This is a genomic window from Streptomyces curacoi, assembly GCF_001513975.1.
In the GTDB taxonomy this organism is placed as follows: domain Bacteria; phylum Actinomycetota; class Actinomycetes; order Streptomycetales; family Streptomycetaceae; genus Streptomyces; species Streptomyces curacoi.
Genome location: NZ_KQ947987.1, coordinates 230,500 through 243,245 on the forward strand (window position 1 = coordinate 230,500; position 12,746 = coordinate 243,245).

Sequence of the window (12,746 nt, forward strand, 5' to 3'; positions counted from 1 at the left end):
TCGGGGGGGAGCCGGTGAACAGCCACGACGTCACCGATGAACAGTGGGAAGGGCTCGCCCAGGTCGTGCCGTTGCGCGGCCGTGACGCCTGGCCGTCCGCGGTCGACCATCGTGTCGCCCCGGAGGCGGAGACGGAGCCGCGGCGCCGGTTCGTCGTCCTGCGGGTCAATGTGTTCGCGGACGCCCGTGAGGTCGCCGAGACGCTGATGGCGGGCATTCCGGTGCTGCTGGACCTGACCGGGGCGGAGACCGAGGTCGCCAAACGGGTCCTCGACTTCAGTACGGGCGTCGTCTTCGGGCTGGCGAGCGGGATGCATCGGGTCGACCGGAACGTGTTTCTGCTCACGCCGCCCGGGACCGAGGTGAGCGGCTTGATGGAGGGGGCCGGGGTTCCCGGCACCTGAGCGGGCCCGGCGGACGGGTCGGTCGCTCGATCGTAGGAAGAGCCTCGGGGTGGAACGGTTCGTCTGACGACCGGGGCCCTACGGTCCGGACATGGCCGTGCCGTCTTCCTCTGCTGCCGCTTCCGTCCCGTCTGTCGCACCTTCCGGGGGCGTCGGGACACACCCCGACCGGCCACGCGTCACCGAACTGCGGTTGTCGGCCTTCGCGGGGCACCGGCGTGCCGGGTTTCCCCTCGGCACGCTCACGCTTCTCGCCGGGCCCAGCGGGTGCGGGAAGACGAGCGCGCTGCGGGCGTACGAGGCCCTGGCCCGGCTCGGCGGTGGGGACGCGGTCGGTGCGGTGTTCCCCGATCCGGGCGCGTGTGTACCCGAGCGTGCGCGGCCCGATGCCCAGCGCCGGCGTGGCTTCCGGATCGGCTGCACGGCGGACGGACCCGAGGGCCCGGTCCGGCTCGACGTCGCCGTGCAGGCCGAGCCCGAACTGCGCATCGTGGGGGAGCGGCTGAGCGCGGGCGGTGTCGTTCTGCTGGAGACGGCCCTGCGGGATCCGAGCCGGCCCTGGGTGCAGGCCGCCTGGCACACGGCCGGTCAGTCCCCGGTGACCCGCGGGCCGCTGCCCGACGACCGGCTGGGCACCGCTCTGCTGCCGCTGCGGGTGGCGGGCAGGACGGCCGGACAGCGGCGGGTGCTCGCCGCCGCGGAGCAGATGGTGGTGGCGCTGCGGTCGGTCTTCGCCTGCGATCCGCGGCCCGGGCGGATGCGGGCGCCTGTGCCGACCGGTTCCGGGCGGCTGCTCGGTGGCTGCGACAACCTCGCCGATGTGCTGTGGCGTACGCGGGCGGAGTGCGGGCGGCGGCATCAGCAGTTCGTCGCGGCGGTGCGGGCGGGGTGTGCGGGGGCGGTGGCGGACGTGCTGGCGGAGGCGCTGCCCGGCGGGGTGGTGCGGGGCGTGGTCGAGCGGGGGGACGGGTTCCGTACGGAGCTCGGGCGGCTGGGCGACGGTGAGCTGCGGTATCTCGCGCTCTGCCTGGTGCTGCTGACCGGGCCCGGGGTGCTGGAGGTCGATCCGGCCGGTGAGGTGCCCGCGGCCATGCAGACGCTGACTGTGCTGGCCGACGGGTTCGACCGGGGGCTGGATCCGGGGCAGCGGGGGGAGTTGGTGCGGCTGGCGGCCCGGATGTGCGGGCGGGGGCATATCCGGGTGGTCGGGGCGGTGAGCGACGCGTCGTGGGTCGAGGGGGTGGACGGGGTGACGGTGGTAGACCTGAGTCCGTGACTGGAGAGCCTGGAGAGTCCCGACCGCTCGATCTGGCGGCGCTGCAGCGAAGGCTGGCCGAGTTCGCCGCCGCGCGCGACTGGCAGCCGTATCACACGCCGAAGAACCTCGTCGCGGCGCTGAGCGTGGAGGCGTCCGAACTGGTCGAGATCTTCCAGTGGTTGACGCCGGAGGAGTCCGCGCGGGTCATGGACGACGCCGAGACCGCGGGGCGGGTGACCGATGAGGTCGCCGATGTGCTGGCGTATCTGTTGCAACTGTGCGAGGTGCTCGGGATCGATCCGTTGGCGGCGCTGGACGCGAAGATCGACCGGAACGAGCGGAGGTTTCCGGCGCCGTAGGGGGCGTACGGGAGGGCGTGGGAGGGGCGTCGGGAGGGGGAGGCGCGAGGTCCGCTTTCACTCTCTGTGTTCGTTCGGAGGGTTGTAGCCGAAAAGTTGTCCGCAGATTTCCGTCTTCCTCTGGCTTTTCGTCTCAGGGGCCTTCACTCTGGGTAGTGGATAAGGGAGTTCGGGTTCTGGTGGACGCGTGGGCAGCGCGTCGGGACAGACGGGGACAGCGGATGGACGCGGTGCGGCTCATCGGGACGAGCAGGCGGGCGCTGGCCGGGAGCAGGCGGGTGCCCGAGATCATGACCGAGGTGTGGCAGGCGCAGGCCCTGGCTCAGGCGATCGGCAGCCGGCTCGCGGTGTTCGGTCCACCTGAACTGCGGGGCGAGGCGCTGGGGTTGACGGAGTTGGCGGGGCGTGGCTGCGGGGTGCTGGACACGCCGGAGCTGGCGGATGGGGACTTGCGTGCGGCTCAGCTCACGGAGCTGGGTGATGCCCGGCAGGCGCTGATGAGTCTGGGGAGTCTGCTGGGGGAGGTCGGGATCGCCCTTGTCGGTATGGCCAGTGCCTCGGATGACGAGGGGACGTACTGGCAGTGCATGGAAGCGATCGACGCGGCGGACGAGTCCCGGGACCGGGTGCTGGAGATGCTGCGAAGACTGGCGGATCGGGAGCAGGTGCTGCCGGAGAGGGAGGCGGGGTAGTGGGGGTGCGCGTGCGAATGCCTGCGGCGGCCTGTGGCGGTTGGGTGGGGGTTCGCGTAGCGCCTGCGGTGCGGTTGTGGGTCGGGGCCGCGCCGGGGGTGTCCGTCCTCGGACCGGCGGCTGGGGCGGGCCAGGAGGTGCCGCGTGTTGACGCCGGCCACTGCGGGCGGACACCCCCCGACACGTCCCCTTCCCGCCGTGGGCGACTGCGGCGCCGCGGGGGTACGCGCCATCGCCGCGCCTTTTCGCTGCCGGTAGCCGGTCCCGAGTTTGAGGACGAGGCCCCTTCATGGCCGAAGCAGGCACCCAGCAGGGTCCGTGCCGACGCCGAGGATCTCAGCCGACGCCGTCACCCCGCGGCGCCTGGTGGCCCGGTCCGGTCGGCGCAGGGCGCCCTGCGCCTCCGGTCGACTGCAGATCCGCGTCCAGGGCCGACAGGTCCGCGTTCAGCGCTGCCATCAGTTCCTCCATCTGCTGCAGCAGCCCCTTCTGCGGGCCGGGGCCGCCGGCCTGCTGCGGTGTGAGTTCCTCGGACATGACGGCCTCCTCGGCCTGCGGCCCCGTGGGTAGTGGGCCGACCAGGTGACGCTCCGGCGTCAGCGGCCGGGGCGGGCGCCGGGCGGTCCGGCTCCGAGGGAGCCAACGATCACCGTCGGGGGCGGTCACTGGTACGGGCAGGGGGCGGCTTCGGCGTTGACGGAATTCACCCGACCGGGGACTCGCGGGCAGGGGGGACCGGTGCCGTTGACCGGTGGCGTGGTGTGCAGGATGGAGTCATGGATCTTCGCATCTTCACCGAGCCCCAGCAGGGGGCCACCTACGAGACCTTGCTCAGCGTGGCGAAGGCCACCGAGGACCTTGGGTTCGACGCGTTCTTCCGCTCCGACCACTATGTGAAGATGGGCTCCGGGGACGGACTGCCCGGACCCACCGACGCCTGGATCACGCTGGCCGGTCTCGCGCGCGAGACCAAGCGGATTCGCCTCGGCACCTTGATGACCGCCGGCACCTTCCGGCTGCCCGGCGTGCTCGCCATCCAGGTCGCCCAGGTCGACCAGATGTCCGGCGGGCGTGTCGAACTCGGCCTGGGGGCCGGCTGGTTCGAGGAGGAGCACAAGGCGTACGGCATCCCCTTCCCGAAGGAGAAGTTCGGGCGGCTGGAGGAGCAGCTCGCCATCGTCACCGGGCTGTGGGCGACCGAGGTCGGGGACACCTTCGACTTCCACGGGACGTACTACGACCTCACCGATTCCCCCGCCCTGCCCAAGCCCGCCCAGGACCGCATTCCGGTTCTGATCGGCGGGCACGGCGCCACCCGTACGCCGCGGCTGGCCGGCAGGTACGCCGACGAGTTCAACATGCCGTTCGCCTCGGTCGAGGACAGCGAGCGGCAGTTCGGGCGGGTGCGGGTCGCCGCCGAGGAGGCCGGACGCAAGGGGGACGACCTCGTCTACTCCAACGCGCTGGTGGTGTGTGTGGGGAAGGACGATCAGGAGGTCGCCCGCCGTGCCGCCGCGATCGGGCGTCAGGTCGACGAGCTGAAGCTCAACGGGCTCGCCGGCTCCCCGGACGAGGTCGTCGACAAGATCGGCCGGTACCAGGAGATCGGTTCGGCGCGGATCTACCTCCAGGTCCTCGATCTGGACGACCTGGACCACCTGGAGCTCATCTCCTCCCAGGTCCAGTCGCAGCTGTCGTAGGGCGGGAGGTACAGATCCGGCCATATGCTGCTTTCCCCCGGGAACTCCGGAGTGCCTGCAATGGGTGATGCGTTATCAAGGAGACGGGTCAACACCGATTGAGGTGGTTGACCGTCTTGTTGCCGCGACTCGCAAGCTGCAAGGAACCCGGGGGGCTTCAGCTGTGTTCTCACGCATGTTGTTGAATCTGGAACAGCAAACCGAAGGCCGCGGCGTCGGCGCCGTCCGGCTGGGAGTGCCGGTCCACTCCCGTCGGTGCGTCCTGCGCCAACAGATCGGCGCCTTCATCGAACACCGGCTGGGGGACCCGGAGCTGACCCCGGCGGCGATCGCCGAGGCCCACCACATCTCGGTGCGCTATCTGTACCAGGTCTTCGACACCCACCAGATGACCGTCGCCGCCTGGATCCGGCACTGCCGACTGGAGCACTGCCACCGCGATCTGGCGGATCCACGGCTGCGTACGCGGTCCATCCGGGCGATCGCCTCCCGCTGGGGCTTCTCGGATGCGGCGCACTTCAGCCGGGCCTTCAGGGCCGCGTACGGGATGTCTCCCAGCGACCATCGCCAACTGGCCCTCGGGCACGGTTAGGGGCGTGGGTCCAGGGTCTACGGGGGCGCCCGGCCGGTGTCAGTCGTCGATCGCCTGGTAGACCGTGGTCCAGAAGTCGTGGATGAGCCGCGCCGAATCCGGCGTGGACATCCCGACCTGGGTCAGCAGGATGCCGGTGAGCTGCTTGTCCGGGTCGGCGTAGGCCGTGGTGCCGGTTCCGCCGTCCCAGCCGAACTGGCCTACGGACGCGTAGTCACCGCGATGGGTGCGCACCGCCATCCCGAGGCCCCAGCCGCCGTGCAGCCCCTGGCCGAACGACACATGGACGTTGTTGCGGGCCAGGGCGTCCCGGGCGGCCTGCTGCTCGGGCGTGAGGCGGTTGGTGGTCATCAGCTGGACGGCGGGCCGGGACAGGATCCGTTCGGTCCCGTGCATCCCGTGACGCAGCAACATCCGGAAATAGGCGTGGTAGTCGTCGACGGTGGAGACCAGCCCACCGCCGCCTGACGGGAACGCCGGAGGCCGGCTGTACCGTCCGCCTGCCGCCTCGTCCCACACGAGGAACTCTCCGGTCTTCGGGTCCGGGGCGTAGCTGGGCGGCAGCCGGTCGATGTCGTCGGCGGGCACGTGGAAGCCGGTGTCCTTCATCCCCAAGGGAGCGAGGACGCGCTCGCGCAGGAACGTCTCGAACGGCCGGCCCGTGACCCTCGCGACGAGCACGGCGAGCACATCGTGGCTGACGTGGTACTGCCAGTGCTCTCCGGGCTGCCGCATCAGCGGAAGCGTGCCCAGGCGGCGCATCCACTCGTCCGGCTCGGGCGTCGGCTCCGCCCCCTGGGTGTAGACGCCCCGCTCGAAGATCGCGGACATGATCGGAGAGCTCGGCGCGGTCAGATCTATGCCGATCCCGAACGTGGAGGTCACCAGGTCCCGTACGGTGACCGGCCGCTGTGCCGGCACGGTGTCGTCCAGCGGGCCGTCGATCCGCGTCAGCACCCGGCGGTCGGCGAGTTCGGGCAGCCACGGCTCCACCGGGTCGTCCAGCCGCAGCCTGCACTCGTCGAGAAGGGCCATCACCGGCGCCATCGCGACCGGCTTGGACGTGGACGCCATCCGGAAGATCGTGTCCCGGCGCATCGGCGCGCCACCGTCATGGCGCATCGTCCCTAATGCTTCGACGTGCGTCTCACCGCCGCGGTCGACCAGCGCGACGAGTCCGGGAATCCTCCCGGACTCGACGTGCCGTGCCAGTACGTCGCGCACTCTGCGCAGGCCTGCCGCGGAGAAGCCGCCCTTGCCCGTTCCCATCATGAGTCTCCCTGCATGCAATGTTTGGGAATTGCTGAACGCTCACGACGCTATATTGCGTTCAGTGATTCGTCAACGATGGGTTGGGGGCGCAATTTGCTTGTTGGTGAGCCAGGTTGGGTGGGTGCGTTGCAATGAGTGTGACGCTGAACGCAATGGGTGGCCTGGGGCGGGTATTGCGATGGAGTCTGCCTTACTCCTGGGGGGCGGTGCGAACTTGGCGACGTACTCGTCGAAGGGCTCGATGCCGACTTCCGCGCGCAGTTCGTCCATGCGCTCGGGCTCTTCGCAGGGCCACGGAACCGGTGCTCCGTCCTTCACGCCGGCGATCTGCGTGCCGTAGATCTGCTTGCGGCCCTCGTTGACGAGCGTACGGTCGCGCAGGAAGGCGAGTTCGCGTGCGCCGGGCGCGCCTGCCGATACCGCCTGCTGCATCAGTTGCAGGGCGCGTCGCTGGATGTGGAGCTGTCGGTCGGCGTGTTGGGCGATCAGCCACGCGGAGCGAGCGGCCTCCTCGCCGACGAGTTCCGCCGTGGGCCAGCCGTACTCGTCCATGATCTCGCCGAGCCGGTCGCCGTGCCGTGCGGTCAGCCGGCGCCACGCCAGCTGTTCGGCCGGGTCGTCGCTGTTCGCGTGAACGGAGGACCGCTGGTCGCTCGCGGCCATGGCCTTGAGTACCTCCGCCAGTGCGGCAACGTCGTGCGCCACTCTCAACTCCCAGGATCGGTCGACGTGTTGTGTGCGTCATCGGCAACCCTAGGGGGCATATCGGGCGTAAAGATCATTCCGGGGAACGGTGACAGGCACCTCGGCGAGCGGCGATAATGGATCTACGCCCCGGAGCCGGCCGGCGTGAGCGGGCGGCCGACGGCCAGCAGATACAGGGCCTGGGTCTCGCCCTGGGCCGGGAGTCCCAGTACGTCGTTGACGGTGTCGTCGACGAAGCCGGTCACCCCGCACACCCGCAAGCGCCGGGCGGTCGCGACGAGTTGCAGGTTCTGCGCGATGTGCCCGGCCTCCATCAGCGTGATCCGGTAGCCCCGTTCGAGGTATTTCGCCTGTGTCCGGCCGAAGGACGCGGCGAGCAGCACGATCGCCGCGGCGTCGTCGAGTACCTCACGATGCGCCGAGTGGGCCGACAGCCGCTCGCCGGCATCAGCCGGACGCCCGGTCGCGACGAGGGCGTGCGCGAGGGGGTCGTACCGGAAGAGGCCCCGCGGCAGGCCCGACACCCGGCGCAGATACGTGTACACGTCGATCGGGTACAGCGCACCGCCCGACGGCGCCGCGCGCAGCGGGATCCGGCCGCCGTCCGTGGTCCTGCCCCAGCCGGTGACGCCGGAGGAGTAGTGCAGCAGGGCGGAGAGGTCGGCCGGGTCCAGGGCGGACGGTCCGAAACGGCGGCGGGAACGGCGGCGGGTGATCGCCTCCTCCAGCGGCAGCGACCGTATGCCCTGGACGTCGGGCAGGCGATGCACCGGGGACGGTCGCTGATCGGCGGGCTCGGCGGTGGCGTGGGCGCTGTCGATCGCGTCCCGTTCCCGGAAGTGCTCGTGCAGCTTGCTGTTCTCGTGCAGGATCCGGGAGAGGCGGGGCAGGCCGCTCGGCGCGCCGCAGGACGGGCAGTCCGGGTCCCTGGGCGCCCGCCACGACTCCCGTAGCAGCCGTCCGTCGGCCTGGACGCGCACCGACAGGACACGGCCCCACACCGACCGGTCGGGGCTGTCCCGCAGCCCGGTGCGCAGGGTGCCGAGCGCCTCTTGGAGACCGGCCGCGACCAGGTCGTCCGGTTTGGTCGTCGGCTCGTTGCGGTCGTCGGTGACGGCGGGCCGGGGCAGCGCGTCGAGTCGGAAGCCGTCCGGGGCGGGGAGCAGGTCCCGGGCGAAACAGGCCAGGCAGGGTGTGGTGTGCGGCCGGACCCAGGGGCCGATGCGCAGGGTGCGGTCATCGGTCACGACACAGGGCACGAGGGGGGAGCCCGCGGCGAGCACGGTCTCGTTGAGTTCCTGCCGCAGCCGTACCGCCTCCGGCGCGCGGTCGGCGTCCAGGACGGCCACGACACAGCCGGTCCGGCCCGCCGCCGCGAGGTCCGCGAGGCGGTCGCGCAGTGCGTCGAGGGTCGTCAGGACGGGGCTCGCGGTGCCGGTGAAGGGGCCGAGCCCGGGGCGGTCGGCGGGGGCCAGGCCCAGCGGGTCGAAGCCGACGAGGGTGTACGAGGCGGTGGTCATACGGCCTCCCGGGCGGTGCGGTGGATGTGCCGGGCGTACGCGTCGAGGAAGGTGTCGCGGTACCGGGCGAGGTCGTCGACGGTGCAGTCGAGCACCGGGCGGGCGAGATCGGCGGGCCGCGCGCTGAAGCCGTTGAGACGCGCCAGCACCGGCAGCCAGGCCCGCCGGGGCGGGAAGTCCAGTACGGCGGCCAGGTCGTCGAGTACGGCGACTCGGCCCTCGGCGAGCACCGTGCGCAGGTCGGCGTCGTCGAGGCCGGCGATCAGGCCGACCGTGCGGGCGCCGAGCGTGGCGGCGAACTCGGCCGGGCCGATGGCGGGTTGGGTGACGCAGGCGATGAACGTGCGCCGCCGCCACGGGAAGTCGAACAGCTTCAGGGTGTAGAGGGGACGCGGGCCTTCCCGCAGCCCGCGGAAGAGGGGGGAGCGGTAGGCGGAGAGTCCCGCGAGGAAGACCGAGCCCGCCCCGCAGTACTGCTCCAACGGGCCGCCGTCCAGGAACAGTTCCGGTGGGGTGCCACAGGTCCTGCGGCGTACGGCGGCCAGCGCCTCGGCGTGCTCCTGGCGGGGGTCCGCGGGGCCGGGGTCGGGAGCCGTCGTACCGTACGGGTGCGGTGGTGCGGCGGGGTCGACGAGTTCCCTCAGCCGGTCCGTGAGGTAGGGCTGCCGCTCCAGCCGGGGCCGGGGTTCCGTCCGACGCCATGCGTCCAGGAACTCGGCGAGCGACGCCGGGAGCCGTCCCGCGGTGCGCAGCGGGGGCGGCAGGATCGCGTCCTCCACGGCGAGGACGCGCCGCTCCTGCTCGAAGTCCTGCCGGGCCGTCTCCCGCAGGTCCACCAGCTGCCGGACGTCGAACGCGGCCGGTCCGGCCGTGGCGGTGAGGAAGCGTACGGTGATCAGGTCCCGGCGCAGATGACCGGTCAGGGCGCTCAGGCCGGGGAGCCGGCCCAGCTCCCGTCCGAGGAGGTGCTCGGCGAGGTGGGCGACGGGGAAGACGGGCAGCCAGGTCGGATGGTGCGGGGTGGTGACCGTCAGGACCGTCCGCTCCAGGCCGCGCAGCTCGGCGAGGTGCCCCACGTCGGTCATCCCCGTGCCGCCGCCGTCGAGTGCCGCGCCGACTCCAGCAGGGCCAGGGACGCCATCATGGTGGCGTGCCGGGCCTGGCGGGCGTCGACGCGCGGGTGCGTCCAGTCGCCCTCCGGGCGCTGCGAGCCGTGCAGCGCCGCGATGAGCAGGCGGAAGTCCTCGTCGCGTGCCGCGCACAGGGAGAGGGACAGCGCCGCCTCGGCGCACAGGTCCGCCCAGCCGTACCGGGCGAAGGCGGGGGCGTGCCGGCGCAGGAAGCGAACGCTGCCCGCGAGCGGCGCGGGGTCCGCGTCGGGCCTGCGGAAGGTGCCGAAGGCGAACAGCACCACATGGGTGTGGAAGTAGGCCTGGGTCAGCAGCCGTTCGGCACCGGTGAGGCCCGCTGCCGCCTGATCGGCGTCCCGCGGCGGGCGCAGGGCGCCGGCCAGGTCGTGTTCGCCGAGCTCGTGCAGGTTGTGCGCCAGGCACAGGGCGTGCAAGGGCGGCAGGGAGGCCGTCCTCAGGCGCGGGGCGAGCCGCTCGACCAGGTGCCGGGCGGCCTTGTCGCCGGGAGCCCGGACGTGCAGCAGGTGGGCGAGCATCGCGGTGCCCAGCAGGTCGTCCGCCTCGGCGGCGGGGTGCTGCCGGGCGGCGGGCGGAGCCGGCTGCCGCGCCGTGTCCAGCAGGGCGTTCAGAGTGCCTTCCCAGGCCGGTACGTCGGCGGGACAGAGGGTGGAGAAACGTTCGAGCAGCATGGCGTGGAACCACGCCTCGTCGGCGAGCGGCAGGGCGGGCGCGTCCCGCCGGTCGATCGGGTGCCGGTGCAACCAGTGCAGCGCCGTGGCCGCCGCGTGCCGGTCGTGCCCGGCGGGTGCGCTCATGCCGTCGCTCCGCGCGGTCCGCCCATGGGGGCCACCCGGACGATGCCGTTGACGAGCATGCGGTCCTCGGCGTCGGTCGCTCCGATCACCCACTCGCCCGGCAGCAGCTCGGGGTTGTTCTCCAGCAGCAGGTCCGAGACGACCACCGGATCGGCGGGACCGGCCTCGAAACGGCGTACCTCCTGGATGCCCAGGGTGTTGTAGCCGACCTTCACCACGGCCGGACCGGTCAGCTCCTCCAGCTCCAGCACGAGCCGCAGCACCCGGTGGCCCCGCTCGTCGACCGCCTCGCCCAGCTCGGCCTTGCCCAGGGACAGCGGGGAGGTGAACTTGTCCGGGATCACCGGCACATAGGGGCGGACCTCGCCGCGGCGGTCGTAGGTGAGCACCGAGGAGTAGAGCATGTAGCCCTCGTCGTCGTGCACGGCGACGTTGACGTAGCTCTTGGCCCCGTCCTTGAGCGCGACCAGGATCTCGCTGGTGCCGGCGGGCGTCTCGGGGCGCAGCACCAGCCCCGACTCCCGCACCTCGTCCAGCAGCGGGAAGGTGTACGTGTGCTTGAGCGCGAAGGGCTCGGTGAGCCCGTCCAGCCGGGTGGTGCAGCGCAGCTCCACCACGCCCGGCGCGGCGAGCCGGCCGGTGACCGAGCAGTGCACGGCGGCCGTACGGGCGGCCAGGGTGGGCGAGATGACGTACCGCGCCATGGCCTCCTCCAGCGTCCGGCCGGAGAACTCCTCCTTGCGCATCAGCCCCGCGACCAGCGCGGTCGTCGCATGCCTCATCGTGATTCCTTTCGGTGTCCGGCGGGTTCCGGTTGCCTGGGGGTCGCCCGCAGCCGGGTGCCGGGACGGGGACGCAGGATGATGTCCACGGCGGCCCGGAGCGGGTCGCCGACGGGTGCCAGGGAGAAGCCCTGCAGCACCCGGGTGAGCACCACGCCCCCGGTGACCAGGGCCAGTTGACGGCCGGGGCAGGAGCGGCGGCCGCCCCCGAAGGGGAAGAACGTGTACTTCGGATCACCGTTTCGCCCGCCGCCCAGCCAGCGCTCCGGCCGGAACTCGTCGGGCCCCTCGAACCAGCGCTCCGAGCGCTGCACGCCGTAGGGAGAGACCAGCAGGACCGCCCCGGCCGGGATGCGTACGCCGCCGACCACGCTGGGCCGGCCGGTGGCCCGCATGATCGTCCAGGCGGGCGGGTACAGCCGCAGCGCCTCCAGGAAGACCGCCCGCAGCAGCGGCATACGGGCCAGGTCCGCGTCCTCGGGGGCCCGGTCGCCGACGGCCGTGTCGATCTCCGTGCGCACCCGCTCGGTCACCGCCGGATCACCGGCGAGCAGCAGCAGCGCCCAGGCGAGCGAGGTGGCCGTGGACTCGTGCCCGGCGATGAGGTGGGCGAGGACCTCGTCGCACACCTGCCGCACTGTCAGCGGCTCCCCGGGGGCGTCGGTGAGCAGGCCGATCAAGTCGTCCCGGCCGCCGGGATGATGGGCCACGAGATTCAGTACGGAGGTCCTGAGCTCGGTTGCGGCACGGCTGAACTCCCTGCGGACGTCGTCGTGTTCGGCCGGGGCGGCGGGCGCGGACTCCAGGGCGTGGATGCACTCCATCACCGTGCGCAGATGGTGCGAGAAAGCGCGCAGGTCGAAGTCGGCGTCGGTGCCGCACAGCTGGCGCAGGGTCGCCGCGAGGGTGAGCGACCGCATCTCCTCGTGGATGTCGAGCGGGTCCGTGCCCGTCCAGTGGCGCAGCCGCTCGTCGGCGGCCCCGGCGACGATCCGGGCGGCGCGCCGGACGTACCGCGCCCCGGTGATGCGGACGCTCCGGCGCCGTGAACTCGCCCAGTCGGGGCCCTCGCTGGTGAGCACGTTCTCGCCGAGCACGCGCTTCCACAGCTCCATCTTCGGTTTGAAGAAGACGGCGTCGCGGTCGGCGAGCACGACGTCGATGGCCGCCGGGTCGTTCACCACGAGACAGGCGCCGGGGCCCGCGTCCAGCCGGGCCAGACCGTGCGTGCCCTCGTGTGCCGCGCGGCGCAGCAGGTCCAGCGGTGCGGTGCGCAGCTCGCGCAGATGGCGGCCCGGCGGCTCGTCGCCGGGACCGGGGCCCGGGCCGGGGCCGGCGGGCCGGCCGGGTGGATGTGCCGGGCAGGCCGCCGCGCCGCTCACCAGGGGAATGGCCTTCCAGTTCATCGCGGGCACCTCGGGGCGTCGGTCACGGCAGGGCGCGGTCGGGGCGGGCGTGCGGATCGGGGTCGTGGTCGGGGCGGGGGGTGCGGATCGGGGTCGTGGTCGGGGCGGGGG

The 12,746-nt window shown here is 72.3% G+C and carries 13 protein-coding genes and 1 pseudogene; 6 read left to right on the plus strand and 8 right to left on the minus strand.

The window, feature by feature from the left end:
- The first annotated feature begins 14 nt into the window (after window positions 1–14).
- From AQI70_RS14530 to AQI70_RS14545, 4 genes are all read left to right on the plus strand, one after another.
- Window positions 15–404 carry a cell division protein SepF gene (locus tag AQI70_RS14530; RefSeq protein WP_003997118.1) on the plus strand — a complete coding sequence of 130 codons (390 nt, stop codon included), beginning with the start codon at window positions 15–17 and terminating at the stop codon, window positions 402–404.
- A gap of 91 nt (window positions 405–495) precedes the next feature.
- Window positions 496–1,680 carry an AAA family ATPase gene (locus tag AQI70_RS14535; RefSeq protein ID WP_208607363.1) on the plus strand — a complete coding sequence of 395 codons (1,185 nt, stop codon included), beginning with the start codon at window positions 496–498 and terminating at the stop codon, window positions 1,678–1,680.
- Window positions 1,677–2,021 (plus strand): nucleotide pyrophosphohydrolase, encoded by a 345-nt coding sequence (locus AQI70_RS14540; protein WP_062148853.1) that lies wholly within the window; start codon window positions 1,677–1,679, stop codon window positions 2,019–2,021. Before AQI70_RS14535 ends, AQI70_RS14540 begins: the two co-directional genes overlap by 4 nt.
- 221 nt (window positions 2,022–2,242) lie before the next feature.
- Window positions 2,243–2,713 (plus strand): DUF6099 family protein, encoded by a 471-nt coding sequence (locus AQI70_RS14545; RefSeq protein WP_062148856.1) that lies wholly within the window; start codon window positions 2,243–2,245, stop codon window positions 2,711–2,713.
- Between the two features lie 336 nt (window positions 2,714–3,049).
- Here AQI70_RS14545 and AQI70_RS14550 read toward each other — a convergent pair whose 3' ends face one another.
- A complete protein-coding gene (locus AQI70_RS14550; protein WP_062148859.1) occupies window positions 3,050–3,250 on the minus strand; it encodes a hypothetical protein in 201 nt (66 codons plus the stop codon).
- Window positions 3,251–3,489: 239 nt separating this feature from the next.
- On the opposite strand from AQI70_RS14550, the gene AQI70_RS14555 reads away from it, so the two are divergent.
- Both AQI70_RS14555 and AQI70_RS14560 read left to right on the plus strand, forming a co-directional pair.
- Complete coding sequence (locus AQI70_RS14555) at window positions 3,490–4,413, plus strand: LLM class F420-dependent oxidoreductase (protein WP_062148861.1); 924 nt, start codon at window positions 3,490–3,492, stop codon at window positions 4,411–4,413.
- Between the two features lie 175 nt (window positions 4,414–4,588).
- A complete protein-coding gene (locus AQI70_RS14560) occupies window positions 4,589–5,005 on the plus strand; it encodes a helix-turn-helix domain-containing protein (RefSeq protein WP_062148863.1) in 417 nt (138 codons plus the stop codon).
- 39 nt (window positions 5,006–5,044) lie between these two features.
- On the opposite strand, the gene AQI70_RS14565 is transcribed toward AQI70_RS14560, so the two are convergent.
- The 7 genes and pseudogenes from AQI70_RS14565 to AQI70_RS14595 form a co-directional block, all read right to left on the minus strand.
- On the minus strand, window positions 5,045–6,274 hold the full coding sequence (locus tag AQI70_RS14565) for a serine hydrolase domain-containing protein (RefSeq protein ID WP_062148866.1): 1,230 nt from the start codon (window positions 6,272–6,274) through the stop codon (window positions 5,045–5,047).
- A gap of 210 nt (window positions 6,275–6,484) precedes the next feature.
- Window positions 6,485–6,982, minus strand: a pseudogene (locus AQI70_RS14570) (DUF6624 domain-containing protein); the annotation flags it as partial.
- Between the two features lie 122 nt (window positions 6,983–7,104).
- Complete coding sequence (locus AQI70_RS37415) at window positions 7,105–8,502, minus strand: SagB family peptide dehydrogenase (RefSeq protein ID WP_062148869.1); 1,398 nt, start codon at window positions 8,500–8,502, stop codon at window positions 7,105–7,107.
- Window positions 8,499–9,587: a hypothetical protein gene (locus AQI70_RS14580; protein WP_062148872.1), complete on the minus strand. Its 1,089-nt coding sequence runs from the start codon at window positions 9,585–9,587 to the stop codon at window positions 8,499–8,501. The genes AQI70_RS37415 and AQI70_RS14580 overlap by 4 nt, the downstream gene beginning before the upstream one ends.
- Entirely contained in the window at window positions 9,584–10,447 is an 864-nt protein-coding gene (locus tag AQI70_RS14585) for a hypothetical protein (protein ID WP_062148875.1), read from the minus strand. Before AQI70_RS14585 ends, AQI70_RS14580 begins: the two co-directional genes overlap by 4 nt.
- The gene (locus tag AQI70_RS14590; RefSeq protein WP_062148878.1) at window positions 10,444–11,229 is read right to left on the minus strand and encodes a DUF5944 family protein; all 786 of its coding nucleotides are present in this window, start codon (window positions 11,227–11,229) and stop codon (window positions 10,444–10,446) included. The genes AQI70_RS14585 and AQI70_RS14590 overlap by 4 nt, the downstream gene beginning before the upstream one ends.
- A complete protein-coding gene (locus tag AQI70_RS14595) occupies window positions 11,226–12,635 on the minus strand; it encodes a cytochrome P450 (protein ID WP_062148882.1) in 1,410 nt (469 codons plus the stop codon). Before AQI70_RS14595 ends, AQI70_RS14590 begins: the two co-directional genes overlap by 4 nt.
- Between the last annotated feature and the right edge of the window lie 111 nt (window positions 12,636–12,746).